Here is a 24464-nt window from a genome sequence, read left to right on the forward strand (position 1 = left end):
GGGGGAGCGCGCTGTTCAGAAAAGAGGTGTAGATATTGGAACACTTATTTCAGGAGCTTTTACAGCATTATTTTAATGGCCCTGTGTCTTCGATCGAGACCGTGCCTTTCGGCATGACGAATGATTCCCGAATTGTCGTAATGAACCAAAAGAAATACGTCGCGAGAATATACAATCGTCACACGAAGAATGAAGAGAGATTACAGTTTGAGGTTGGACTAACAGCCTATCTGGAGAGTTGTTGCTTATCGTTTGATGTTCCATGTTTCGTCTCCAGTAAGGATGATGCCAAGTACGTGGTTCTATCGGATGGTTCCCTGGGCTCCCTGACATGGTTTATCGAAGGAGAGGTACCTGACCTATCCAGCATGTCCGATGTGCTTAGTTATGGGCGGACAGTTGGGGAAATATCATATGCTCTTCAACAATTCGAATCGGATTCCGTTGATGTAGCTTATCCTGCGATTGCGTTCCATGATTTTTACAACCTCCATTCTCTAGCCAATCAGACGAAAATTAATGAGTTTTTGGTATGCCCTCCATTTGAGATTGATGCCGAACAGATAGCGGTTTTGCAAGGATACTATGAATGTGGGTTTAACCGTGCACCTGAATTGAATGTGCTGCCAAAGCAAATGGTCCATCATGATATTTTAGTTTTCAATCTCTTGATCGATCCCCAGTCCAGGGAGATGAGTGGTGTATTGGATTTTGATTTTGCCGCTAGGGACATACGGATATGGGAACTATCCATCTGTCTGAACCATCTTCTTCAGCATGAGGACCAGACCTTGACGAAGGTCGAATTATTTTTAGATGAGTATCGAAAAAATATGAGGTTAACCCGTGCAGAGATCGATTGGATTCCCTATACCATGCAGTTATATTATGTTTCGTTATTAAGCATCTATATCGGACAGCATTTGGCCGGAAGGAACATCGCCTCCTATTTTCAACTAATGTTGAAGCAACTTATGATCAGAAAAGAATGGATGGAACGGAATCAACATGAGTTTGTTGAGATGTTGTATTCGAAATGTTTATAAATGTGCCAAGCAAACAACTTCTAGGATGTGATGGATGCTGTGAGATTACCTTATAAAATAGGTTATGCGGTTACGTTGGTTTGGCTGGTCTGGATTGTATACGGTTATATGAATTATGACGATATCGCTGAGCGCGGCCAACTGTCCATCGTTCTGTTAAGCGCCGTGATTGGCATCATCCTGCTGCCGATCTATTTTATATCCGTACTGCTGTACTCTGTTTACAAACGGGATTCGGGAAAGAAAAAGTAAGGGGGGATATCTTGAAGGATCGATATCTATTTTTGCTTGGCGGTCATTCCTTTCAAGCCGAAGCCAATCGACGGTTTCTAGAGCAAGCGGGCGGTTCCCATGCCAGGATTGCGTTATGCATCATGAACCGGTCGGGCTGGGAGGAGTATGTCCCGTTGTTTCAGCAGATGTGGACTGAAGCGGGAATGACCCAGAACGTGAGCGTGATCGTTCCCGATGAAGACGGGAATCTGGACATGGAACAAGCTGAACAGGTGCTGTCATGGGCCACGGGAATATTTATTGGCGGGGGAAACACGGAGAAATACCATCGCTATTACGCGACGGGGCCTTTTAAAGAGCTGTTAATCGACCGCTACGAGAACGGCGTTCCGATTGCTGGCAATTCGGCAGGTGCCCTAATTCTTCCGGAGACATGCCTGATATCCCCGCTTGATAATGAACAAGGCATCATGATGTTTAAGCAAGGCGTAGGGCTGTTCTCGAATGTCTTGATCAGCGTCCATTATACGGAGTGGGACGACCAGTCCAACCTGCTGCAAGGAATGAAAACAAGGAAAGTGCGTTACGGCATCGGCATTGATGAGCAGGCATGCGCCGTTTTTATCAATGGACAGCTGGCGTCCTCGTTGGGGGAATCCGTCTACACCGTAACCTACGAGGATTTTGACGAGGACCGATATACGATTGTGAAGAGGACATCTTGAAGGATGTCTTCTTTTATAGTTCATCCGAAAAGAAGGTCACCTTGAAATAACGTATCGGGGATCTGGTTTTTCTATCGCAAGTGTGTCAAGATAAACGGAAAATAGACGGAGGAGATTGGACGGAATGATCTATCATATTATTTCGAAGCAAGCATGGATGGAAGCGCAAGGCAAGGACATGTACGAGCCGCCAAGCCTGCAGACGGACCGATTTATTCACTGCTCGACCGAGGCGCAAGTCAGCGGCGTAGCTAACACAATGTACACTGGCAGAACCGATCTGATCGTTCTGGGGATTCAAGAAGATCAGGTGGACGCGGAGATCATTTTTGAGGATTTATATGAGCTGAATCAGCTGTATCCGCATATTTATGGCGGGTTAAACCTGAATGCGGTCCGGAAGGTTTATCGTTTGGAGGCGGATAAGGACGGCGCTTTTGCGTTCCAGGCTTCTCCTGAGCTTGAGTATAAAGGATAGAAAGGCCGTCATACCTTAACATAATCCAAAGGAGGAGGCATGTATGATACTCGAAGTCGCCATGCTGCAGGTAAAGCAAGGACAAACGTCGGATTTTGAACGGAATTTCCAAGTCGCGTCAGGAATCATCTCGAAGATGAAGGGCTACATCCATCATGAGCTGAAGCGTTGCTTGGAAGATGATCATAAGTACATTCTGCTGGTGAAATGGGAGACCCTGGAGGATCACACGATAGGTTTTCGGGAATCCGCGGAATATCAGGACTGGAAACAACGGCTGCATCACTTTTACGATCCGTTCCCTGTTGTAGAACATTATGAAGAGGTGTGAATCGAAGCATTATTTTTAAAGCCTCTGAACAAGCCATGCCCACCGGTATATTATCTTATGATGAAACGATGGATAAGCTGAATCGAGTACGGGAAACAACGAAGCAGATCATAACGAAGCTGGATGAGCGAAATACGAATGATCTGCACGATCCTCACCCGTATGGATTCGAGCTGAATGCTGAACAATGGGCCCATTTTATAGCGATACACGAGACCCTGCATATCAGACAGCTGGGACGTATCCGGGAGGCGAATCAATAACCGTTAAGGCAGGTGTTCATGTTGAACGTCGAAGAGTTGATGACAGAGGTATACGGCATTCTGCCGCTTAAGGTCGAGCCCATGTCATTCGGCCATACCAATCAGGTGTACAGCGTAACATTTCCGGACCGGCAAATCATTCTCCGAACCAATCGCAAGCCCGACGTCCTGAAGCATACTGCAAACAACATAGCGATCCTATCATCGCTGGGCTTGCCGGTACCGAGCGTGATTCGAACGGATGTGTCCCTTCAGAAGGTCCCCTATGCATACATGATGCTGGAGCATGTTCCGGGCCGTGATCTGCGATATGAGCTTGAGGGCATGACGGATGAACAATTGGACGATCTCGCCGGACAGATCATCGTTTTCCAGCGCAAGGTGTCCGAGCTTCCCTTGGGCACCGGGTTCGGATGGGTTCCGATCGGAGAGCAGGGGCCTTTTACATCCTGGGCGGAGATCATCGATCGTGATATCCGCGATCATATCGGCAACATTACCGGTGAGGTTGCCCCGGACATCATCGTTCAATTGCAGCACATCAAGCGGCGATACGAGCCTGATTTCGACCGGATAGAGCCTGTCTGTTTCCTGGATGATCTCACGATCAAGAACGTGATTGTGTCCGATGGCACGCTGCAAGGTATCGTGGATTTCGATTGGGTCTGTTATGGAGATCCGCTGTACATGATCGCCCTCACCCAAACGGCGGTGGTCTCTGATATCGGAGACCGGGGAATGGCCTACGTGGAGGCGTTATGCAGGCATTGGGGAGCGGACCGGGAACAGCGGGCACTGATTGATTTTTATTCCGTCGTACATGCGCTGGCTTTTATCGGCCATCATCAGAGGGAGCGGAACGAGGCCTGCAAACAGCGCATGGTTTCATTCATAGTAGACAAAATAAAGCATGATGCAAACAGAACCGCATGAGCTTAAGAGCCCATGCGGTTCTTGTTGTCTTATCAAGAAGTTGGCGCAAATCCCACTCTCGGTTTGTCCCGTTCCTTGGTATTCACCGAAACGTAGCGGATCGCGGTTAACGGTACATACAGCATCTCGTATTCATCTTTGTATCGGATGAATTGTTCGCCTACTTCCTCCAGCGTGCCGTTCCGCACATAACTTCCATCCGTAAAATAGATGCTCACTTCCTGATTCAGCAAATTTTTCAGCATATACGGTTCACTCCTTGTGAATAAAATAGAGTATCGGGGCTAAACGGATCATGGGCATTCATCGGATAGCGTCACAGTTTGGTGACGATGTCGTCAATGATCCCGTATTCCTTCGCTTCTTCCGCCGACATAAAATAATCCCGCTCCATATCCTTTTCGACGCGTTCGACGGACTGACCTGTGCGCTCGGATATAATATGCGCCAGCTTCTCACGGGTTTTCAGGATGCGTTTCGCCGTAATGGCGATATCGGTGGCCTGCCCCTGTACACCGCCCAGCGGCTGATGGATCATAATTTCGCTGTTCGGCAGAGCGAGGCGCTTGCCTTTGGCGCCGGCCAGCAGCAGGATCGCACCGTATGATGCGGCGAATCCCGTGCAGATGGTGTTGACTTGAGGTTTGATAATCTGCATGGTATCGTAAATGCCAAAGCCCGCGGATACCGAGCCGCCCGGACTGTTGATGTACATGTGGATATCCTTCTCAGGGTCCTCGGCCGCAAGAAACAACAGCTGTGCGATAATGCTGTTTGCGATGGCGTCATCGATGGCTGCGCCCACAAAGACGATCCGATCCTTCAGCAGTCGGGAATAAATATCGTATGATCGTTCGCCACGGTTGGTTTGCTCAACAACATAAGGAACAATATTCATGGTTTCATCCTCCATCTTCGTAAGGTTTTCGTGATTCAGCAAGTAAACGAAGAGACCGCTGCAAAAGATACGAAAGAAACCATGAAATATATTTTTGATGACCGAGTAACGAAAAGCACGCTTCATTCGTTTACCTATAAGATATCCTACCGAGATGTGGAAAGGAGTTGGATTCCGATGACGATCTATCGACCGAGCGCCACCACGGCGGCCGACCAGGGCCTGGCGGAGCTGAATGCTGCCCTGCACAGGTATTGTCTGTCCCTTACAAACTCCTCATGGGATTCCGATGATCTGGTGCAGGACACATGGATCAAGGCGCTGGAACATTTGCGGCAGCGGAGCCATGCCAATCCCGAAGCTCTCCTGCTTCGGATCGCCAAGAATACATGGATTGACCGGGTCCGCCGGGATCAGACCTACCGACGAATTCTGGATGAGAAGCTGGAACACGTATTGCCTAAAGAAGAAGCCTCGAACGAGGACGGCAAGCTGAACATCGAGTTCGCCTTTCAATGGCTGATGGAACATTTGTCGCCCCTGCAGCGAACGGTGCTGCTGCTCCGTGAAGTGTACGAATATTCCATTTCGGAAACCGCGAATATGCTGCAAACGACGGACGGAGCGGTAAAAGCGGCCCTTCATCGAGCTCAAAAGGTGCTGCAATCGTTGAACCCGGAGGAAGAGGAGCTTGGATTGGCTATGCCCGAAGAGGCAGAGATGACCCTGAATCTTCAGGCATTGGCAGAGGCATACCAATCCGGGGATGTCGAAGCTGTCGTTAGGCTGATTCAATGGAACAGCAGCGGGGCATCGGCCATTGGAAGCATGGCTCCGATGGAGGTTCAATCGCCGACCGCGAGTTATATGATGTATGGCGGGTATTCGGCCGACATGCGAATGGCCGCGTAAAGCGAAGATTCGACCAGGTGGATCATACATTGCCGTTAAGGCCGGAGCAGAAGCTGCTCCGGCCTTTTTTGACGAGGATTAACAACCGGTGAATAGGGACAACCGATATACATGAATCTCCGTCCATCGTATCGTCTTCCAGCCCTTGGGGATGTATACTATAACCAAGCAGATCGGACAGGAATGAGGGATGAGGTTGCAGACCGAAGTGAAGCTGTACACCATGTGCATGATCCAAGACGGAAGCAGAATTTTGCTGATGAACAGACCGGATGACAAAGGTTTCCCCGGATATATTGCCCCCGGCGGCAAGGTGGATTTTCCGGAAAGCATTGTAAACGGAGCCATTCGGGAGGTTCGGGAGGAAACCGGCTTGATTGTGAAGGACATCATCTATAAAGGCCTTGAAGAATCCTGTGAACCGAATACGGGGCTTCGGTACATGGTATTTAATTATTTGGCCACTTCCTTTGAAGGGGAGCTGCTGGAGCATCCTCCCGAAGGGGAGCTGTTATGGGTGGATCGCGAAGAGGCGTTGAAACTGCCCATGCAGGATTGGTTTAAACGAAGGTTTCCTTTGTTTTTCGAAGAGGGGACGTTTGAATTAAGCGAGATATGGGATGAGCAGACAGGACACGTTCTGGAGGAAATGGTCAGGCGGTATCCTGCAAGAATACCACAGGCGGCAGGTCTCGCCGATTAACGAAGGGAGCGTTGCGGCATGGCGGTCAAGGCGGTGTTCTTCGATTTATATGAGACGTTAATCACGGAGTTCGCAGACGGCAAGCGGGTATCCAAGAGATCCTATGACTATATGGATAGACTCGGGCTTTCGGACGCGGAGTTTAAACAGGAGTGGAGCACTCGTTCGGAGCGAAGAATGAATGGGCATTTTCCCGACTATCATTCGGTGATCCGTGACATTCTGGATTCTCGCAGTTTGCCCTATCCTCAGGAACACGTGGAATTCCTATATCAGTCGAGAGTCGGCGAGAAGAAAATTCCTTTCCAAACAATCTCGAAGGAGATCTGCAGGCTGCTGGAACTTCTGCGTGAACGGGGACTGAGGCTGGGCTTGATCAGCAATTGCTCGGAAGAAGAGGTGGTTTCTTTTGGCCAGAGCGGATTGGCCCCCTACTTCGATGACGTTATCTTCTCTTATCAGGTTGGGGTAGCCAAGCCGAATGCAGAAATCTATCGCTTGGCTTGTGAGCGCTTATCCGTAAGACCGGAGGATGCCCTGTTTATCGGGGACGGCGGTTCAGATGAGCTGAGAGGCGCGGGGAGTGCCGGATTAAGGCCATATCACGCCTATTGGTACAATACGTTTATGGAGAGCGGGTATGAGAAGATCCGTCAACCGCTGCATGTGCTGGACATCATTGAATCTATAATAGAAAGGGAGCCGCCGAACAATGAATCTGCAGGCCATTAACCATCTCTGCTTTTCAGTTTCGCACTTGGAACGGTCCATTGATTTTTACAGGGACGTGTTTGGAGCCAAGCTTCTGGTCAGAGGGCGAAAGCTGGCTTATTTCGATCTGAACGGGCTGTGGATTGCTCTAAACGAAGAAGACGTGGACCGAAGCACGGCAAACAGAGCCTATACGCATATTGCATTTACCATCGATGAGCAGGATGTGGAACCGACGCTGCTTCGCCTTCAATCGCTCCAAGTGGAGATTTTGCCGGGTAGGGCAAGGGACGAGAAGGATAAGAAGTCGATTTACTTCCTGGATCCGGACGGCCACATGTTCGAGTTTCATACGGGCGGATTGCAGGACAGACTGGACTATTACCGAACGGACAAAGAGCATATGATCTTTTACGATACCGAGTAGTTGGGAGAGGAACGATTCCAATTCCAGAGGAGATGAGACGATGAACCTTGCCAACCGCATAACGATAGCCAGGATGTTATTGATTCCCGTATTTATTTTATTTTTTGCCGAGTATCCACTATGGTTGACCGAGAACAGCCGCTTCTTCGGATTCATTCATGCTTATGGAACCTACATCGCGCTGGGCGTGTTCATTCTTGCGTCGGCTACGGACAAGCTGGACGGTTACATTGCACGGAAATTGAACCAAATCACGAACCTTGGAAAATTGCTGGACCCGCTCGCAGATAAACTGCTCATATCGGTCGCCTTAATCATGATGGTTCAATCCGGCATGGTTGCGACTTGGATCGCCGTTGCCATCATCGCCCGGGAATTCGTCATTACGGGACTTCGGATGGTCGCCTCCGAGCAGGGAATCGCATTGTCCGCTGATAGGCTCGGCAAATTGAAAATGGTCCTTCAAGTCACTGCCATAGCAGCGGTATTGCTGGATAACGCTCCGTTTACGTTCATCAGGATGGTCCAAGTGGACGAGATGCTCATGCTTGCGGCAGTAGCCTTAACGATTTACTCAGGCATCCATTATTTATTGAACAATGTTAAACTCATTAAACTTAGCTGAAGAGTAGTTTTTTTTGAACAACCGAAGTTGGGAAAATATCCTACTTTGTGCCCATTTTGGGCTCGGAAGGTAACGATTTGAACCGGGACTGTCGATATACAGATAGACTGGAAAAAAAGCCTGCGAGACAGAAGGTACAAAGGAGAGAAATAAATGAGCTTAAACAGAAAGACAACGAAGATTTTTCTTGTCGTTGTGATGATGTTGGCGATGGTTTTTCCAACCAGCGTATTCGCCGCCTCCGGGGACGTAACATCGATTGAATTTGATACGAACGAGAGCAAAATTTACTTAACCGTTAATGAAACAACGGAACAACTTCGCGTATTGGCTAACATTGAAGGATCTTCCACGAAGAAGGACGTAACCAATGAGACGACGTGGACTTCGTCCAACACGAGAATCGTCAAGGTTGACGGCGGTCTCATTGTTCCGCTGGAGAAGGGTACGGCCCGTATTACGGCAAAATACAAAGGCGCAATCAAAACGATTGATGTCGACGTCAAATTTGCCATCGACGAGTTCAAGCTGGATCAACCGGATAAAGTGGAGCACAAGCTTGGAACGGAAGGTTTAACCGTTAAAGCGTTGGCTGACGGAACGAACGACGTGACAACGGAAGCGAAGTGGACCACTTCCGATGACAGCGTACTGAAAGTAAGCAAAGGGGAACTGACCCTCGTAGGTCTGGGCAGCGCAACCGTGACTGCGGAATACAAAGGGCTCAAGGCGTCCTTTACGGTCAAAGTCGTCGCTCCTTACCAAAAGCTTGCGATCGTTCCGGGCGAGGATCAGGAGCTGCTAGTCGGTGATGCGCCTGTGGATCTTAAAGTATTCGCCAAGCAGTCGGAGACCGATGCGGGTACGGACGTAACGGACAAGGTAGAGCTGAAATCGTCCAACACTTCCGTAGCAACGATTGAGGATGGCAAGCTGAAGCCGGTGGCTTTGGGCAAATCCACGATCAGCGTGAGCTATTTGGGTTCGACTGCCAAGCTGGATGTGTATGTGCGCAATCCATATGAAGCTTTGATACTGGATCAGACGGATTTCGTCAAGAATCCGGTTCTGTTTATGAACGATTCGATTACGGTAAAAGCCAAGGTTCGTAATGCGGCTTCCCAATCCATCGACGTGGCCGGGGAATGGACCTCATCCAATCCGCTGGCGGTATCCGTCAACGGTGGCGTGATCACAGCAAGAGCCAAGGGAACCTCCACCATCAAGGTGAGTTACCTCGGAATCAGCAAAGAATTTACCGTTAAGGTTTATCCGACGGTAACCAAGTTTGAAACAGAGGACACGAAGGTGGACGTGCTGAAAGACGAATCCAAGTCCTTCCCTAAAGTGACGGGAACGCTTCTGGACGACGAGGAAGAGGATTTCAGCAGCGCGGTGACCTGGACTTCGAGCGATGAGAACGTGGTAACGACCGAAGACGGCAAAATCAAAGGTATCGATGCCGGTACAGCAACAATCACCGGTAAGATCGGTTCCAGAGAAGTAGCGACGCTGCCGGTTACGGTTAACGAAAAAGTGCTGGTGCTGCTGCCGGATGTAGAGGAGTACCAGCTGGTTATAGGCAGAAGCAACGCGCTGCCGAAAGTAAATGCCGTATTCGAGGATGGCGAAGAGAGCGATGTGACCTCTTCCATCGAATGGTCGCTGACAGGATCTGCGGCTGTCATTAAAGACGGTACGATCAAGGGCTTAACGAAAGGCTCGACAACGCTGAAAGGCACTTATTTGAACAAAGAAGTCAAGATTCCGGTCGTGGTTGAACAGGAAGTCGTTAAGTTTGTCGTAGACCCGGAGAATATTGACCTCAACATCAAGAAATCCAAATCGATTAAAGTTACAGGCTACTACAGCAACGGCAAAACGGTTTCGCTCTCATCCAAGATGAATTGGAGTTCTTCGGACACCGCGATTGCAACGGTATCCAGAACCTCCGTTAAAGCGGTTGCCGAGGGTAAAGCAACGATTACGGGTTCATACCAAGGGAAAGAAGTCACCGTTAAGGTAAACGTGGTTCCGAAGATGACGAAATTGATCGCCAGCGAGAAGAAACTGAACTTGAAGCCCGGTGACGTCAAAACCGTAACGGTTACGGCCGAATATGATACCGGCGCAAAAACGAGTGTTGGGGACACCGCCGTGTGGACAACCAGCAACTCCAGCGTGGCCAAAGTAACGAACGGACGCATTGAAGCGATCGCGAAGGGAACCGCCCGCATTAAGGGGCAGTACAATTCGAAGACCGTAACCATTACCGTCTCTGTTAAATAGTTAGAACAGCATGCTGCAACAGCCCGGCTCTAAAGATGAGCCGGGCTGTTGTCTGTTCATAAGAATCTTTCTGGGTAAAGCGGGATGAGGTCAAATTCCAGGCTGCTGCGTTCTCAGAAACCAGGCAAGTATATGACCGTTATAGATCTCCAGCGATTTCACCTGAAAATTCGTCGCTTCGGCGAGTACATATATTTCATCGATCGAATAATATTTCATCTCGGCATCAACAAAACCGTCTCCTATCCGGTAGTAAGGCATATCCAGGAGATCAGGATCGTGACGAGAAGGCGCAAAATGCCGTTTCCACGGCGTTGAGATGAGCAGGCTTCCGCCAGGCATCAGTTTATCATGGATTTTGCGGAGAACCGGTATCGGATTGTAGTTCATATGCTCGAGCACTTCCGTAAAGAGAACGATATCGTACCGTTCGTTTCCCGGAATATCCTCGGCTTCCACATTGCACTGGCTCCACCGGATCCCGTAGTCCTGTTCCAGCTCCACGGACCAGTAATCCGCCATGTGATCCAAGCCGTGTGCTTGAGCTCCGGACAATACGCTGTACATTAGCAGCGTACCGTAAGCAGCGCCGATATCTAGCACCTTGGCGCCCCGGTTCACAAGCAACGAGTCCAGGATCGGAAGCAGCGGGTACCAGTAGCTGGCTTCTTCATCCTTGTATACCGACAGATAGTGGCTCCCATTCCGCTTGGCATGATAGGAAGAGATGATCGTTTGGGCACGGGACAGTTTCTCGTCAGGCGATAGATCATCATCAAAAGGCTGCCTGCATTGCCGCTCGGCAGCCTCGGGTAACGGTCCGACCGTTCCAACGCTGACGAGCAGGTATCCGGGCACATTGCGCTTCTCGTATTCAGGGAGTCTATGGTACCACATCGTCAGCCAATGCTTGACGGTCTGGGAATCCCGGATGAAATCAAGAAAATCCAAACTGTCCAAAAAGCCGATGCTGCTCTCCTCGATCAACGTTATACCGCACCGCTCAAATTGATTTCTGAGCGTGGAGGCGGGATGCTCCATGCCATACATCCAGGTGCCCAGCTGTTCGGCGGCTTCTTTTCCCGCACGATACGGCAAACATTCCGCAAAAGGGGTGAGGATCAGCATCGTTCCTCCCGGCTTGGTAACCCGTTTCATTTCCCTTAATATCGCGATCCGCTCTTCTTCCTCAAAATGCTCCAGCACCCCCGCATTCCAGGTTAGATCAAAGTGCTGGTCAGGAAGCCGCATCTCCCTAATATCGGAGAGAACAAAGGTGCCCGGAACCTTGGCGCTGTAAAAGGCGCTCCGGCTGTTGTACAGCGCATTCTCGGAATAATCGACCAGCGTCACTTCCGCATGCTCAGCAGCCAGGCGCAGCGAAATCTTGCCCGTTCCGGAACCGGCCTCGAGTATTCGCTTCCCTTCGATGCCTCCTGTAACCTCCATGATCTTATCGTAGATGGTTTGGCTTAGTGAATCCCAGTGATAGGATATCTCCCGGGACCATAGCTGATCCCAAATCTTCTTCTGGCGTTCATCCGGCAGCATATCATTCGGTCACCCCTTTGTGTTCTGGCGTGTACTTGCGAAACAGCCGGTGGAACTCACCGGAGCCGTTGTGAATCTCAGCCAGTTCTCTCAATCCGTACGCCCCGTATTGATGAAACAGGCCAGCCTCGTTCATGGAAAATTCGGTGTATTTGTCCGGCATCGACATGCGTTGGGCCATGGTTGCGTGGTATACCCAGGAGGCCAGGCAGCATTTCGGCCTCCATGCCGTGCGCGTTCCCATATAATACCGCATGCCCAGAAGCAGACTGTCATCCTCATAGCCCTGCTTGCCGGATAAGAATCGAGTATCATAACCTCCAATATGGCGAAGGGCTTCCGCACGGTGAACGACCGGATGCACGAATCCATCCGCAATCCCTTCTCTTGACAGCCGCTGGAGCGTTTCGCTGAGCTCACCCGGTGTTTTCGGAAGAACAATGAACTCACCCAAGGGCTGCAGTTCTCCGGTTGAAGTAACGATGCCGGGCGATACCATAGGTTCGTCGTTACATTCCAGATAACGAAGAAGAGGTTCGTGCCAATCCGGAGGAAAGAGCATGTCGACATGAATTTCGGAGATGTACCCCGCTTCTGGGAAGTGCCCCCATATGAATTCAAAACACGCTTGCCTGGCGGCAGCGATGCCGATATTCGCTCCGTTCCCGAGAATAACACCGGACAGGCCTAACGTTTGCAGCCATTCTTGCAGCTCTTCATTCGTAAGGCATCCTTGATTAAACAGAACCGTCCTATGCTCCCGGGAGCGCCGCAGACTGCTTAACGCCAGGCTGGCCATGTGTAAATCATTCTCGCGCGAGCTCTCCCGAATGAATAAGGGCAAGGTATGAATGATCTTCAATTCCATCGCTTCCTCTTATGGTTATTCGTTATTCCATCCATTCAACAAGCGTAGGCGATTCCTCCAGAATGGAGTCGTATTGTTCTTTCGAGCCGAACTCTGCTTCAGGATCAAGCTGACGATAACGCCTGAGCTTCTCCAGCCTGTATTCCGGTTTGGCCCACCCGTAATGCTTAAGGCGAATGGCTGAAAGATGGTGGGGAAGATCGAATACATTCGCCGGGAACCGTCCACAGTGCTGAGGCGTCTCTTTCCAGCAATACTTCATTTCGGGACGGTAACGCAGAAGAAAAGGGCGATAGGTTCTATGCGAGCTCCAGAATTCATCGTCCCGGTAATGGGTTTCGTTCCAAAAATCATAGAGCCGAAAACAGTACAAATCGAACTCGTTTTGCTTCAGCATGGAAGGAAGCTCAGCCGTAAAGGAAGACTCAAACCATTCGTCCGCATCCAAATTCAGAATCCATTCGGGATGAACGTTCAAGGTTTCGCGCCATTGTTGCTTTCTCAGCTCAACCTCGTTGTGAAACAGGGATGCCTCGTTGCTGATCAGACGCAGCGGAATTCCCTTCAAAACTTCCATACATACATCCAGCGTGTTATCCGTACTTGCATCATCGATAATAACGGCTTGGTCAATGTAGTCCCGATGCCGTTCAAGCGCTTGCCGCAGATAGCGTTGGCCTTCATTCTTCAGAACCATCGTCAGGGTGAGCGATGGGCGGGCCGTGCGGCGATTCGCATCAATGGGGCTGAGACAGCCCTCTTCTCGTTCCTCGAGGCAGCTTCGAGTAACCTCGGGGATGGATGTAGTCTTATCCGTTGCCTTCAGGAACAGTCCGGCATGGTGAAGATCGCTTTCACGGTAGATATGGTAAGCCGGGTAGTGCGTATCTACATACAAGGTGAACCCCAGCGCAGCCGCCCGAATGCTGAAATGCCGATCCTCTCCCCAGAAGGACAAATTGTAGATGGGTTTATAGTTAACCCCGCGCACAAGAGCCCGGCGGCTGATTAAAGTGCAAGCTCCGAGTCCGCCGACTTCATACACGCCGGCCTCCGCTAACCGGCTCACGAATTGTTGATAGCGATGTTCCTTTTGGGCTTCGTCCAACGTTTCGCCCGCCTGTTGTTCGTATTGGGTATATTCATCCTTGAGCCACACCTGGGGATGGGGGCGTGAGTCCGGCTGCCAACGGGTCCAGAAGATTTCCGAAATGATCTCTTTGTCGGTGGCGATGAGGTGAATCAGGGTCTGCGGTGCCAGCAGCAAATCCGAATCGACCAGAAACAGATAGTCAAACCGTAAGTCAAGCGCATATTGAATGATCTTGTTCTTATAATCGGCTACCTTCCAAATCAATCGATCGTTCCAATAATGGGTTGTCTCGTCGCGGATATATTCGTGATCATCAGGCGTATGGGCGCTGTGGATAACCACCCGGTTAACTTCTTTCATAAATCGGCTCAATCTGGCGCTGGATAATTCATCGTTGTTGTCATCGATAAAGAAGTAGCAAAGCTCCAAGGAATTTTGCTCCAGCCGCAGCAATGAGGTTAGGAAATGGTCCAGAATCTCCGGTTTCTGCCGTACAGGACTGCCGATCAAAACGCGTCTGCGCCCCTGGGTCGTCATGAGCTCTGCCTCTCATCGTCACGCTGAAGCTCCTGCAGCTTGTTTCGAAAATATTCTTGGTTCGCCAGCATGGTCTCATCGCCCGGTCGGTAGGCAAGCGCCTTCTCATTATGCTGATTGGCAATCGCATAAGCTCCGATTCGGTCGTAACAAACGGCCAATTGCAGATGGGGAAGCCATGTGGAGAAGGAGGGGTTATGAAATCCCATGTAATCCGGAGGCAGCTCAAGCTCGGTAGCCAGCTTATACCAGTAGATGGCCGTATCATATTGGTTTTTCTCGAGAAAATGGTAACCGATGCGGCAGCAGAATTCGGACCGCGGCGGCGCATATTGCAGGGATCGGAGAGAGGATTCAAATGCGGCTTGCCCGTTTCCGAGCTCGTGATGGCAATCGGACAGCCTGCTGCAGGCCGAGAGAACATCCTCGATCCAGCCTTTTTCCGTATGTAAGAATCGTTCGTAATAATCGATCGCTTTCTCGAAAAGACGGTGATCCTTTAGTTCATTCGCATAATAGAACAGATCCCGCGGGGTGAACGATTCGCCGGCTGCCTCGCGCTGCACATAGATTCTGAGATTCCGGCCGGTGTCCGGATCATGATTCGAGCTGAGATGGGTAATGGCAATATCGCTATTCATAACATGACCGTAGACTTCCAAATATTCGTGGACGGGCCCGATCCATCGAAAGGCCCTGCTCCGTTTGACAAGACGATTGCGCCGCAGACGGAAGGTGATATTGCCGAATTCATCCGAGCTCAAATGATAGAGCATGGTCACGGAATCGATGTCGGGCGCAAGGTTTTCTTTAAGCGCTATTAGTTTCAGCCGGTCTTCTTCAAGCAGCACGTCGTCGGCATCGAGCCACAGGATATAGTCCTGGGTGGCTTTGCTAAAAGCAAAGTTTCGCGCAGCCGCAAAATCGTCGATCCATTCAAAATCATAAACGGCCGCCTGAAAGGCCCGGGCGATTTCTTTCGTGCGATCGGTGGAGCCTGTATCCACAACGACGATCTCATCCACGATGTCTGCAATCCGGGACAGACAGCGGTTCAAATGATGTTCCTCATTTTTTACGATCATGCATAGGCTGATAGCGATCAATACATCACCCCCGCGTATAGTCCATTCCAAAGAATATGCCAGATATATATTCAGGTCGGCGTACGAAATGAACCGTCGAGCGCCAAATTGAACCCGTGCGTATCAAAAAATGACGAATATCGCTTCTTTAAGCTCGTTTTTTAAAGCGGCTGACAAAAAACGGTCACATAGACCGTTTTTTGGCTTGCACCTCGTCGAACAGCAGGGACTGGCGAAACGAAGTTTGGCGGGTGAAGGCTGCTGATTGTAAATTTGGTCTGGATTTAACCCATGTCCAATGGTAAAATCTTCTCAAATTTTGTTCTCCGTTTAAGTCATTATTGGAAAGAAGGAATCTAAGGACATGAAATCCATAAACGTACTTCATTATGATGCATTCTCCTTACAGCCTAATATGGGTAATCCTGCCGGCGTGGTCTTGAACGCAGACGAGCTGACAGACAAGGAGATGCAGGCCATCGCCCATAGCGTAGGGTTCAATGAAACGACCTTCATAGTAAAATCGGAGCGAGCAGATGTCCGATTAAGATATTTTACGCCCGGACATGAGATGAATTTGTGCGGCCATGCCACCATGGCTTCGATGTATGCCTTGAAGACCAAGGGGCTGCTCCCTGACAAAGAAACCGTGTGGATTGAGACAAGAGTGGGCAATTTGCCGATCGAATTTCAGGATGCCCAGGGAAAGCTAACCATGAAGATGAAGCAGGATCATCCTCAATTCCTGCCCTTTGAGGGAGATGTTGAACGCCTGGCAGCATCCATGGGTCTGCAACGCGAGGATTTGGATTTCGCAATGCCGATCGTATATGGAAGCACGGGAATATGGACATTGCTGGTACCGATTAAGGGGCTGGAGCCGTTTGGGCGGATGGTGCCTCATAATGCCATGTTCCCGGATATATTAACGGACAATCCGAAAGCTTCTCTGCACCCTTTTTGCCTGGAAACGATCGACGAGTCTTCGTTTATGCATGCCAGACATTTCTCTTCACCGTACTCAGGCACCGTCGAGGATCCGGTAACAGGAACCGCGTCAGGCGTAATGGGAGCTTACTATTTAACCTATTTGAATCCCGAGGCGCCCTCCGCACGATTTATCGTTGAACAAGGCAAGGAAATGGGGAAAGACGGTAGAGTCGATGTTCAAGTGAATCGCTTTGAAGAGACCATGGACGTCTATATTTCCGGTACGGCTGTATTCGTCAAAGAATTCGAGGTTAGCTATGATTCATAACGATCGGATAATATCATCAAGATATTGTGAATAGAAACAGGGAGTGCAAGTAATGCAGGAACAAGAAGAAATCAAGATTTATCCCAAGGTGACCAAAATGCTGGTGGGTTCCCTGGCATTTGTGTTGGTAGGCAGCGGGTTAGTGTACGGAGGGTTAACCTCGGACAACGTCTTTATCGTATTAATTGGAATCATTTGCGCGTTGTTTTTTGGCATGGGACTGGTGTTTTCCATCGTCAAGCTTGTTCAATCGGAGCCGGCGCTCTTGATCCATCGGGAGGGAATCGTTGATAAATCCTCCTATGCGAGCGCCGGAGCCGTCGCGTGGAGCGAAATCAAGAACATTCACATCTATCAGATTAAGAATGAGAAGTTTATAGGGATCGATGTATATGATCCTGAACTTTTGATGTCCAGGCATCCCGCCTGGAAAAGGAAGCTCATGAGTTTGAATAAAGGCATGACGGGTTCTGCCATCCATATATCCGCATCAAGTATCTCATGTAATCTGTATGAGTTGTTTCCTCTGTTATATCGAAGATGGAATGCGTCCAAAAACCTGAATACGGAGATGAAGGAGGGGCAAGGGTTATGAAGACATTCAAGCCGGAGATGACTTTGGATAAGGCGGTGAGCCATCTCCGGCAGATTGAAGGAGAAGCGGTGCTGAATGTCACCCCCATCGAGATGGGAGAATTAAGCAAGGTATTCAGTTATCGTAAAGGCGATGCCGATTATGTCATTCATTTTAAAGATAACGGGGACAGCCTTCATAAAGTAAACAAAATCTACAGTATGTACGGTGATCAATCCTTGCCCATTCCTCGAATCCATAAGATCGGAAGCGTGGGGAATATCCATTACTCGATTTCGGATAAAGTACCCGGTACGCCGATAAGCGCTCTTGAGCCGGCACAGATTCGAGGGCTGGTTACCGACATCGTCCAGCAATTCATGCGGATCCTTCAGATCCCGATCGGGGAGTCCCATGAGGGGTTCGGGTGGATTACTCCCGAAGGCAAGGCTGCTCATCATTCATGGCTGGACTACCTGACGTCTGTATTCGATGCGGAGCAAGAAGGTTTCTACCATGGATGGCAGAGCCTGTATGAGCACAGTTTTCTGGAAAAAGCATTTTTCGAAGAGATCTACCAAACGATGATCGAACTTGTTCGCTATTCGCCATCGGAGCGCTATCTTGTCCATGGTGATTTCCATTTGGGCAACATGCTTGGAGAGAACGAAAACGTAACCGGTATCGTGGATTGGGAGATGGCCATGTTCGGCGATTTCATGATGGACGTCTCCGTTATTCATATGTGGTATCCGATGCTGGGATTTCCCAAGCGGCTGCAGGAAGCGATGGAGCAGCAGGGCGAGAGGATTCCTTATTTTGAAGAAAGGCTGCTGTGCTATCAGCTATTTCGTGCGCTGGACGGGCTTCGTTTCTATGCGAAGAAGGATGATCAGGGCAGCTATCAGTTCATGAAGAATCATATCACCTCATTATTAAAAGGATAGATCCCTTCGGGGATCTTTTTTTTGATTATGAGCGTAATGTGCAGCGAAAATGGTTAACTGACGAGTCCGGAATGGTAAGCCAGGAATACACTGGATTAGGTTGGAATGGAAGAGCCGGGTAGCTTCATGAATCAAGCGTTATCGAATGATGAATATGATGATGAATTTGAGGCGTTAAGATTCCGAATGGAGGTATGGGAATGGGGACGTCAAACTGGCAGAATTTATCGTATTGCGTGGATCTGATCCGCTATGTAGCTCCCAAGTCCGTTCTGGATATCGGGGTAGGTTTTGGCCGCTGGGGCATGATCTGCCGGGAGTATTTGGACGTATGGGAAGGACGCGTATTTCGCGCGTATTGGAACACGCGGATCGAAGGAATCGAGATTTACCCTGTCAATATCGATACCTACCACGAATGCTTCTATAATAAAATCCACGTTGCGGATGCTTACGATCATCTGCAAACGCAAGTCCAGCCGGGACAATTCGATTTAATCATTCTGGGTGACGTTCTGGAGCATTTTACAAAAGAGCGGGCGCTCATCCTGCTGCAGACCTGCATTGAAAAATCCCGCTTTGTCCTGCTTAATATTCCGATTGGAACAGACTGGCCGCAGGGCGCTGAATACGGCAATGAGTTCGAGACCCATTTGAGCGAGTGGACAACAGAGGAACTGGATCGTTTTCCCGTAGCTGACAAGAGGCATTTTAAGGATTACATTAACCGTGATTTCTCCACGTATTTGTTTTCGATGCCAAGGAAGTAGGTTTCGTATGAATGGAGCACCTTCTATGAGGAGGGTGTTTTCTTTTTATTCTCTATTGAAAAAATGGTATATTGGAAGAAACGAAGGTCAAATGAAGTATATGATGCGGATAAAACATAGAGAAATGAGCTGATTCTATTCTATGAAAAAGATCGTTTTAGCTGGTGGAACTGGTTTTATCGGAACTTATCTTGCGAAAAAATTCACGAATGAGCTGCAAGCACAGGTACTTATGATCTCCCGACGGCAGGGTCATATCGCATGGAACGATCGCGAGGCCATCGTCGCTGCCTTGGAGGGGGCGGATATGCTCATTAATTTAGCGGGCAAATCCGTTAATTGCCGTTACAATGAAACCAACAAGGAGCTTATTCTGAAATCGAGAACAGAGACAACGAACATACTCGGCAGCGCCGTCGAGGCCTGCCGTATTCCTCCGCGAACCTGGTTTAATTCCAGCACGGCCACGATTTATCGCCATGCCGAAGATAAGCCGATGACGGAGGAGCAGGGCGAGATCGGCGAAGGCTTCTCCGTCGAGGTTGCCAAGGAATGGGAGCGCGCTTTCTTCTCATTCCGATTGCCTCAGACGAGGCAAATCGCCCTGCGCATTGCCATTGTGCTGGGACCTGGCGGAGGCGTTATGACGCCTTATGTTAACTTGGTAAAATTCGGGCTCGGCGGCGTTCAAGGTACGGGGAAGCAAAGGTTCAGCTGGATTCATGTGGAGGATCTGTACCGCATGATTCTGTTTTTGCAGGAGAAGGAAGAGCTGAGCGGGGTTTTCAACGGTGCTTCTCCCTATCCGGTGACGAACAAGGAACTGATGGAGCAGCTTCGGCTTGCGTTGAATCGCAGAATAGGATTGCCGTCGCCTAAATGGCTGCTTGAGATAGGGGCCGGGCTTATTCGTACGGAAACGGAACTCGTGCTGAAGAGCCGCTGGGTGATTCCGGACAGACTCTGCAAGGCAGGTTTTCATTTTGCGTACGATACGCTGAATAAAGCACTGGCCGACATCTTGAAACGATAAGGGATTCTGAACGCGCGCCCTGGCTTGACTTTGCAGAAAATGATTACATATGGCAACAGAACGGATAGAATGGGTTTAATAGATGAGAGAGGGGTGTCCGAACATGAATCAGGAGTTTACGATTGTGGAGATCGACCGATTAGATACCGACACGCATCATCAATTAACGGAATTATTGATTCGGGTTGTAGAAGATGGGGCCTCGGTGGGATTCTTAGCTCCGCTGTCTTATGATGAAGCTTCCGCTTACTGGAAGGATGCGCTTGGCGCAGGGGTTACCCTGTGGGCAGCCATGCAGGATGGGAAGATGATCGGCACGGTTCAATTGCAATGCGCAACGAAAGCGAATGGCAGACACCGGGCCGAGGTGGCGAAATTGATGGTAGATCCGGCTTCCCGCCGCGGAGGTATCGGCAGAACGCTGATGCTGCATCTGGAGCCGAAAGCCAAGGCAGAGGGCAGAACCCTATTGGTCTTGGATACCCGGGAGGGGGACCCTTCCAACAAGCTGTATCAGTCTCTGGGTTACATCCAAGCTGGAGTTATACCCGATTATGCCATATCCTCTAACGGTGAGCTTGCCGGAACGGTGCTGTATTACAAGCGCATCTAAGATTATTTTCCCATTTATATCGCGGTGGGCTTTATCGTATCCAACGGGGCATGGAAAGGGAATAACAAGCGATATGAAAGGATGACCAAGGTCGATGACAAAGAGCGCAGGAACTTGCCGTAGCGGTGAGTTCTTTTTTTTTTGAAGATATGAGAAAATGGTATACTGTTTTTTAACAGGCAATAGAGAAAGGAATGTGGTTATGGGTTACCAGCTGACTGAACGGGTGATCAAACTGTTATGCGGAAAAACCTCCTACGACCGCGGCGGGGTTTTATATAGAGATGGTTATGTATCGATGCTGAAGCAGGATCCGGACGCTCGAAAATACGAGGCTGAAGTGAAAGATCAGGACTCGGGAATCGCCTATGCGGAGATTGACTCGAACGGGGACGTATACACGGAATGCAGCTGCATCGATTACGGATTTTCCCGAAAGCGGTGCAGGCATATTGCGGCTCTCCTCCTGAACATACGGGATATTGAACAAACGGTTGAAGCTCCGATGCGCCCCTTTCCATCATTATTACATCCTTCCGCCAACGTGAACATGGAAGAAGGACAGTTAACGCCCCGGCACTCACCGGAATATGGCAGAAGCTCGGGCGAAAGAGAACGGGATGCGCTGCTCAGCAGCCAGCTGCTCGGATTGTTCACGTATTCCGGCGGCAGGAGGGCTGCGGCGACATCCCGCTTTGATACCCGAGAGGTTCTGGAGATGGAGTGCATTTTCAAGCTATATCCGCACGGGGACCGGAAATACCTGTTCGGCGTCGAGCTGCGAGTAGGGAACAAACGCTTGTACATCGTACAGCGGATTCGGGAGTTCTTAGCGTGCGTGAAACGCGGCGCAGCCTGCGTGTTCACGAAGAATTTCACTTACGATCCGGAGGTGCACAGCTTCAAAAGGGAGGATGACGCGCTTCTGCAGGAGCTGATCCGTATTTCCGATCATGAGAGCATGTATCAACAGTCACTGGACATTTACGCTTCGCCTGGCAAAAAGGGGAACGGCGACCGAATGCTGATCATTCCTCCTGCCTTTTGGCCTCAAGTACGGGAGGCGCTCGGTTCTTCGGATCGTGCCCTCTTGTCTATGGATGGAATTATGACGGATAAGCTGGAGTTCGCTCAGGAACCGATCCCGCTGCAATTCGAGTTCGATGAGGCTGCGGATGATCAATATCTGATGAAGATCGATGGATTGGAGCGGATCACCGTGCTGGAGGGGTACGGGGTCGTCATTGCGGATGGCAGGCTGATACAGCTTGAGATGGATGCTTGCAAAAGGCTCGCCGAGATGAAGCTGCTGCTTGAACCTTCCAACACACCGCATATTCGGATACAGCCGGAGATGATGGAGTCCATCATGGAGCGGGTGGTACCGGGGCTGATGAAACTGGGCAGCGTGCATGTGGCGCAGACCGTGTCCGACCGCATCGTCAAAACGCCTTTGAAAGCGAAGCTGTTTCTGGACCGTGTCCGCGGCCGTCTATTGGCCGGACTCGAATTTCAATACGGCGACATCATCATCAATCCGCTGGAGGGACACCGCGCCAAACGCAGCAGCAGCTCGATTCTTGTACGCGATGGAGAGACGGAGCAGCGGATTCTGGAGCTCATGGAGAACGCCTCTTTTGCCAGGACTGACGGCGGTTTCTTCATGAATGACGAGGATGCCGAATATGAATTTTTGTATCATACGATTCCGCAGCTGGAGAAGCTGCTGGTTGTTTATGCAACGACGGCGGTGAAGGAGCGGGTGCTCACTGAACCGATGGGAGCCAAGGTTCGGGTGGAGGTCGATGAACGGACGGATTGGCTTGAACTGAAGTTTGACATGGAGGGGATTCGCGAAGCCGAAATCCGGGAAATCGTCAAATCGCTCGAAGAAAAGCGCAAATATCATCGGCTGCGAAACGGAGCGCTGCTTCCGCTGGAAAGTGCGGAGTTCCAGGCCATGGTTGCTTTAATGAACCGGGTGGGACCTTGGCTGTACGAAGGGGAGGGGACGCGGTTTAAACTGCCGGCGGTCCAAGGACTTCAACTGCTGGATTGGGAGGATTCGGGATCATCGGTCCAGCTTGGCCGTTCCCTGCGCCGGATGCTGCAGAATGTGAAGAATCCGGATCATTTGGACTTTGCCGTGCCGGCCAGCCTGGAAACGGTTCTCCGGGATTATCAGAAGTTCGGCTTCCAGTGGATGAAGACGATGGCCCATTACCGCTTCGGCGGCATCTTGGCCGATGATATGGGACTAGGCAAAACCATTCAGAGCATCGCTTTCATGCTGTCGCTGCTGCCTGAGATCCGGGAGCGCAAAGAACCCGCGCTCATTGTGGCTCCTGCCTCCCTGCTCTATAACTGGTTTAACGAGCTTAAGAAGTTTGCGCCGGAGATCAAGGCCGTCATTGCCGATGGCACGCTGTCCGAGCGCGCGAAGGTGATCCAGAATATAGGCAAAGCGGATGTTGTCATCACTTCTTACCCGCTGCTCCGCAGGGATATCCAGCGATATGCGAAACTGCCTTTCTTAACCTTGATTCTGGATGAAGCCCAAGCCTTCAAAAATTACGCGACGCAAACGGCTCAAGTCGTAAAAACGCTCCATGCCCGTTATCGGTTTGCGTTGACAGGCACGCCGGTCGAGAATCGCCTGGAGGAATTATGGTCCATCTACGATGCCGTTTTCCCGGCTCTTTTCGGTGACCGTAAAGCATTTCATGAACTGCCTAAAGAAGCGGTGGTGAAACGGGTGCGTCCTTTCCTGCTCCGCAGGCTGAAATCGGACGTGCTTAAGGAGCTGCCGGAGAAAATCGAGACGATTCAGGCCTCAGGCCTGCTGATCGAACAGAAGAAGCTGTATACCGCCTATCTTGCGAAACTGCGGCAGGAGACGCTTAAGCATTTGGCACAGGACGGTTTCCAGAAGAACCGGATCCGCATCCTGGCGGGCATTACCCGCTTGCGACAGATCTGCTGTCACCCGGCTCTGTTCGTGGAAGGCTACGAGGGCGGTTCGGCCAAGCTTGAGCAGCTGCTGGAAACGATCGAGGAATGTCGTCTTGCAGGGAGACGGATGCTGGTATTCTCCCAGTTTACAGGCATGCTGAACCTGATCGCCGGGGAGCTGGGATATCGGGGGATTCCGTTTTTTTACCTGGACGGACAGACGCCGGGATCGGAGCGGGTGGAGCTGTGCGAACGCTTCAACGAGGGGGAACGCGAGGTATTCCTGATATCGCTGAAGGCAGGCGGAACGGGGCTCAATCTGACCGGGGCCGATACGGTGATCCTGTATGACCTGTGGTGGAATCCGGCAGTCGAGCAGCAGGCGATGGACCGGGCGCACCGTATCGGTCAGAAGAAGGTTGTGCAGGTCATACGCTTCGTTGCTCAAGATACGATCGAGGATAAAATGGTGGCTCTGCAGCAGAAGAAAAAGGATCTGATCGAGGAGCTGGTTCAGCCGGGGGAAGAGTCGCTTTCAAGCTGGTCCGAAGCGGAAATTCGGGAGCTGCTTGCCCTTCAGGGCTAATCGGCCGGATAAGATGATACGC

Annotated in this window: 26 protein-coding genes; 20 read left to right on the plus strand and 6 right to left on the minus strand. The window is 50.3% G+C overall.

Translation table 11 applies throughout. The features are described 5' to 3' along the window. The first annotated feature begins 35 nt into the window (after positions 1–35). The 7 genes from JNUCC32_RS04065 (at position 36) to JNUCC32_RS04095 (ending at position 4010) form a co-directional block, all read left to right on the plus strand. Positions 36–1046 carry a phosphotransferase enzyme family protein gene (locus tag JNUCC32_RS04065; RefSeq protein WP_192571188.1) on the plus strand — a complete coding sequence of 337 codons (1011 nt, stop codon included), beginning with the start codon at positions 36–38 and terminating at the stop codon, positions 1044–1046. Positions 1047–1076: 30 nt separating this feature from the next. Beyond that, on the plus strand, positions 1077–1298 hold the full coding sequence (locus JNUCC32_RS04070) for a hypothetical protein (RefSeq protein ID WP_015736480.1): 222 nt from the start codon (positions 1077–1079) through the stop codon (positions 1296–1298). An 11-nt stretch (positions 1299–1309) separates the two neighbouring features. Continuing rightward, positions 1310–2005, plus strand: a complete 696-nt coding sequence (locus JNUCC32_RS04075) for a cyanophycinase (protein ID WP_192571189.1) — start codon at positions 1310–1312, stop codon at positions 2003–2005. A gap of 124 nt (positions 2006–2129) precedes the next feature. Further along, on the plus strand, positions 2130–2483 hold the full coding sequence (locus tag JNUCC32_RS04080) for a DUF952 domain-containing protein (RefSeq protein WP_192571190.1): 354 nt from the start codon (positions 2130–2132) through the stop codon (positions 2481–2483). 43 nt (positions 2484–2526) lie between these two features. Further along, a complete protein-coding gene (locus JNUCC32_RS04085) occupies positions 2527–2814 on the plus strand; it encodes an antibiotic biosynthesis monooxygenase family protein (RefSeq protein ID WP_096776807.1) in 288 nt (95 codons plus the stop codon). A 68-nt stretch (positions 2815–2882) separates the two neighbouring features. Continuing rightward, positions 2883–3077: a DinB family protein gene (locus tag JNUCC32_RS04090; RefSeq protein ID WP_249732761.1), complete on the plus strand. Its 195-nt coding sequence runs from the start codon at positions 2883–2885 to the stop codon at positions 3075–3077. Between the two features lie 18 nt (positions 3078–3095). Continuing rightward, complete coding sequence (locus JNUCC32_RS04095) at positions 3096–4010, plus strand: phosphotransferase family protein (RefSeq protein ID WP_228468877.1); 915 nt, start codon at positions 3096–3098, stop codon at positions 4008–4010. Between the two features lie 32 nt (positions 4011–4042). On the opposite strand, the gene JNUCC32_RS04100 is transcribed toward JNUCC32_RS04095, so the two are convergent. Both JNUCC32_RS04100 and clpP read right to left on the minus strand, forming a co-directional pair. After that, complete coding sequence (locus JNUCC32_RS04100; protein WP_009590043.1) at positions 4043–4255, minus strand: hypothetical protein; 213 nt, start codon at positions 4253–4255, stop codon at positions 4043–4045. 71 nt (positions 4256–4326) lie between these two features. After that, positions 4327–4908, minus strand: coding sequence for an ATP-dependent Clp endopeptidase proteolytic subunit ClpP (gene clpP, locus JNUCC32_RS04105; protein ID WP_036664303.1), 582 nt, complete (start codon positions 4906–4908; stop codon positions 4327–4329). 177 nt (positions 4909–5085) lie between these two features. Between clpP and JNUCC32_RS04110 the strand changes: the two genes are divergently transcribed. The 6 genes from JNUCC32_RS04110 to JNUCC32_RS04135 all read left to right on the plus strand — a co-directional run bounded on the left by JNUCC32_RS04110 (position 5086) and on the right by JNUCC32_RS04135 (position 10575). Further along, entirely contained in the window at positions 5086–5820 is a 735-nt protein-coding gene (locus JNUCC32_RS04110) for an RNA polymerase sigma factor (RefSeq protein WP_096776806.1), read from the plus strand. A gap of 190 nt (positions 5821–6010) precedes the next feature. Then, a complete protein-coding gene (locus JNUCC32_RS04115; protein WP_192571191.1) occupies positions 6011–6523 on the plus strand; it encodes an 8-oxo-dGTP diphosphatase in 513 nt (170 codons plus the stop codon). An 18-nt stretch (positions 6524–6541) separates the two neighbouring features. Beyond that, positions 6542–7255, plus strand: coding sequence for an HAD family hydrolase (locus tag JNUCC32_RS04120; RefSeq protein ID WP_192571192.1), 714 nt, complete (start codon positions 6542–6544; stop codon positions 7253–7255). Further along, complete coding sequence (fosB, locus tag JNUCC32_RS04125; protein ID WP_192571193.1) at positions 7236–7661, plus strand: metallothiol transferase FosB; 426 nt, start codon at positions 7236–7238, stop codon at positions 7659–7661. The genes JNUCC32_RS04120 and fosB overlap by 20 nt, the downstream gene beginning before the upstream one ends. 40 nt (positions 7662–7701) lie before the next feature. Further along, the gene (gene pgsA, locus JNUCC32_RS04130; RefSeq protein ID WP_096776802.1) at positions 7702–8286 is read left to right on the plus strand and encodes a CDP-diacylglycerol--glycerol-3-phosphate 3-phosphatidyltransferase; all 585 of its coding nucleotides are present in this window, start codon (positions 7702–7704) and stop codon (positions 8284–8286) included. Positions 8287–8439: 153 nt separating this feature from the next. Beyond that, positions 8440–10575, plus strand: a complete 2136-nt coding sequence (locus tag JNUCC32_RS04135; RefSeq protein WP_192571194.1) for an Ig-like domain-containing protein — start codon at positions 8440–8442, stop codon at positions 10573–10575. A gap of 90 nt (positions 10576–10665) precedes the next feature. Here the strand turns inward: JNUCC32_RS04135 and JNUCC32_RS04140 are convergent, their stop codons facing one another. Genes JNUCC32_RS04140 through JNUCC32_RS04155 form a run of 4 tightly spaced genes read right to left on the minus strand, consistent with a single transcriptional unit; the run spans position 10666 to position 15730 of the window. Then, positions 10666–12126, minus strand: coding sequence for a methyltransferase domain-containing protein (locus JNUCC32_RS04140; RefSeq protein WP_192571195.1), 1461 nt, complete (start codon positions 12124–12126; stop codon positions 10666–10668). Between the two features lies 1 nt (position 12127). Continuing rightward, complete coding sequence (locus tag JNUCC32_RS04145) at positions 12128–12994, minus strand: hypothetical protein (protein WP_192571196.1); 867 nt, start codon at positions 12992–12994, stop codon at positions 12128–12130. Between the two features lie 22 nt (positions 12995–13016). Next, positions 13017–14624 (minus strand): glycosyltransferase, encoded by a 1608-nt coding sequence (locus JNUCC32_RS04150; RefSeq protein ID WP_192571197.1) that lies wholly within the window; start codon positions 14622–14624, stop codon positions 13017–13019. Continuing rightward, positions 14621–15730, minus strand: coding sequence for a glycosyltransferase (locus JNUCC32_RS04155; RefSeq protein WP_192571198.1), 1110 nt, complete (start codon positions 15728–15730; stop codon positions 14621–14623). Before JNUCC32_RS04155 ends, JNUCC32_RS04150 begins: the two co-directional genes overlap by 4 nt. 343 nt (positions 15731–16073) lie before the next feature. Here JNUCC32_RS04155 and JNUCC32_RS04160 point away from each other — a divergent pair, with 343 nt between their 5' ends. The 7 genes from JNUCC32_RS04160 (at position 16074) to JNUCC32_RS04190 (ending at position 24442) form a co-directional block, all read left to right on the plus strand. Next, positions 16074–16967: a PhzF family phenazine biosynthesis isomerase gene (locus JNUCC32_RS04160; RefSeq protein WP_192571199.1), complete on the plus strand. Its 894-nt coding sequence runs from the start codon at positions 16074–16076 to the stop codon at positions 16965–16967. Positions 16968–17019: 52 nt separating this feature from the next. Next, complete coding sequence (locus JNUCC32_RS04165; RefSeq protein ID WP_192571200.1) at positions 17020–17562, plus strand: STM3941 family protein; 543 nt, start codon at positions 17020–17022, stop codon at positions 17560–17562. Continuing rightward, a complete protein-coding gene (locus JNUCC32_RS04170; protein WP_192571201.1) occupies positions 17559–18488 on the plus strand; it encodes a phosphotransferase family protein in 930 nt (309 codons plus the stop codon). The genes JNUCC32_RS04165 and JNUCC32_RS04170 overlap by 4 nt, the downstream gene beginning before the upstream one ends. A 200-nt stretch (positions 18489–18688) precedes the next feature. Beyond that, the gene (locus JNUCC32_RS04175) at positions 18689–19258 is read left to right on the plus strand and encodes a methyltransferase domain-containing protein (protein WP_192571202.1); all 570 of its coding nucleotides are present in this window, start codon (positions 18689–18691) and stop codon (positions 19256–19258) included. 142 nt (positions 19259–19400) lie between these two features. After that, complete coding sequence (locus JNUCC32_RS04180; RefSeq protein WP_192571203.1) at positions 19401–20291, plus strand: TIGR01777 family oxidoreductase; 891 nt, start codon at positions 19401–19403, stop codon at positions 20289–20291. Positions 20292–20394: 103 nt separating this feature from the next. Beyond that, positions 20395–20904, plus strand: a complete 510-nt coding sequence (locus JNUCC32_RS04185) for a GNAT family N-acetyltransferase (protein WP_192571204.1) — start codon at positions 20395–20397, stop codon at positions 20902–20904. Between the two features lie 202 nt (positions 20905–21106). Further along, positions 21107–24442, plus strand: coding sequence for a DEAD/DEAH box helicase (locus tag JNUCC32_RS04190; protein ID WP_192571205.1), 3336 nt, complete (start codon positions 21107–21109; stop codon positions 24440–24442). The last annotated feature ends 22 nt before the right edge of the window (positions 24443–24464 follow it).

The sequence above is a fragment of the Paenibacillus sp. JNUCC32 genome (assembly GCF_014863545.1).
Classification (GTDB): Bacteria; Bacillota; Bacilli; order Paenibacillales; family Paenibacillaceae; genus Paenibacillus_AQ; species Paenibacillus_AQ lautus_A.

What these genes read in the sequence shown, in the direction of transcription:
- JNUCC32_RS04150 (WP_192571197.1), bottom strand. Translation starts at nt 14,624, where the DNA reads ATGACGACCCAGGGGCGCAGACGCGTTTTGATCGGCAGTCCTGTACGG.
- JNUCC32_RS04160 (WP_192571199.1), top strand. Translation starts at nt 16,074, where the DNA reads ATGAAATCCATAAACGTACTTCATTATGATGCATTCTCCTTACAGCCT.
- JNUCC32_RS04180 (WP_192571203.1), top strand. Translation starts at nt 19,401, where the DNA reads ATGAAAAAGATCGTTTTAGCTGGTGGAACTGGTTTTATCGGAACTTAT.
- fosB (WP_192571193.1), top strand. Translation starts at nt 7,236, where the DNA reads ATGAATCTGCAGGCCATTAACCATCTCTGCTTTTCAGTTTCGCACTTG.
- JNUCC32_RS04080 (WP_192571190.1), top strand. Translation starts at nt 2,130, where the DNA reads ATGATCTATCATATTATTTCGAAGCAAGCATGGATGGAAGCGCAAGGC.
- pgsA (WP_096776802.1), top strand. Translation starts at nt 7,702, where the DNA reads ATGAACCTTGCCAACCGCATAACGATAGCCAGGATGTTATTGATTCCC.
- JNUCC32_RS04090 (WP_249732761.1), top strand. Translation starts at nt 2,883, where the DNA reads ATGGATAAGCTGAATCGAGTACGGGAAACAACGAAGCAGATCATAACG.
- JNUCC32_RS04175 (WP_192571202.1), top strand. Translation starts at nt 18,689, where the DNA reads ATGGGGACGTCAAACTGGCAGAATTTATCGTATTGCGTGGATCTGATC.
- JNUCC32_RS04120 (WP_192571192.1), top strand. Translation starts at nt 6,542, where the DNA reads ATGGCGGTCAAGGCGGTGTTCTTCGATTTATATGAGACGTTAATCACG.
- JNUCC32_RS04140 (WP_192571195.1), bottom strand. Translation starts at nt 12,126, where the DNA reads ATGCTGCCGGATGAACGCCAGAAGAAGATTTGGGATCAGCTATGGTCC.
- clpP (WP_036664303.1), bottom strand. Translation starts at nt 4,908, where the DNA reads ATGAATATTGTTCCTTATGTTGTTGAGCAAACCAACCGTGGCGAACGA.
- JNUCC32_RS04085 (WP_096776807.1), top strand. Translation starts at nt 2,527, where the DNA reads ATGATACTCGAAGTCGCCATGCTGCAGGTAAAGCAAGGACAAACGTCG.
- JNUCC32_RS04070 (WP_015736480.1), top strand. Translation starts at nt 1,077, where the DNA reads ATGGATGCTGTGAGATTACCTTATAAAATAGGTTATGCGGTTACGTTG.
- JNUCC32_RS04100 (WP_009590043.1), bottom strand. Translation starts at nt 4,255, where the DNA reads ATGCTGAAAAATTTGCTGAATCAGGAAGTGAGCATCTATTTTACGGAT.
- JNUCC32_RS04135 (WP_192571194.1), top strand. Translation starts at nt 8,440, where the DNA reads ATGAGCTTAAACAGAAAGACAACGAAGATTTTTCTTGTCGTTGTGATG.
- JNUCC32_RS04145 (WP_192571196.1), bottom strand. Translation starts at nt 12,994, where the DNA reads ATGGAATTGAAGATCATTCATACCTTGCCCTTATTCATTCGGGAGAGC.
- JNUCC32_RS04190 (WP_192571205.1), top strand. Translation starts at nt 21,107, where the DNA reads ATGGGTTACCAGCTGACTGAACGGGTGATCAAACTGTTATGCGGAAAA.
- JNUCC32_RS04115 (WP_192571191.1), top strand. Translation starts at nt 6,011, where the DNA reads ATGAGGTTGCAGACCGAAGTGAAGCTGTACACCATGTGCATGATCCAA.
- JNUCC32_RS04165 (WP_192571200.1), top strand. Translation starts at nt 17,020, where the DNA reads ATGCAGGAACAAGAAGAAATCAAGATTTATCCCAAGGTGACCAAAATG.
- JNUCC32_RS04095 (WP_228468877.1), top strand. Translation starts at nt 3,096, where the DNA reads ATGTTGAACGTCGAAGAGTTGATGACAGAGGTATACGGCATTCTGCCG.
- JNUCC32_RS04110 (WP_096776806.1), top strand. Translation starts at nt 5,086, where the DNA reads ATGACGATCTATCGACCGAGCGCCACCACGGCGGCCGACCAGGGCCTG.
- JNUCC32_RS04170 (WP_192571201.1), top strand. Translation starts at nt 17,559, where the DNA reads ATGAAGACATTCAAGCCGGAGATGACTTTGGATAAGGCGGTGAGCCAT.
- JNUCC32_RS04185 (WP_192571204.1), top strand. Translation starts at nt 20,395, where the DNA reads ATGAATCAGGAGTTTACGATTGTGGAGATCGACCGATTAGATACCGAC.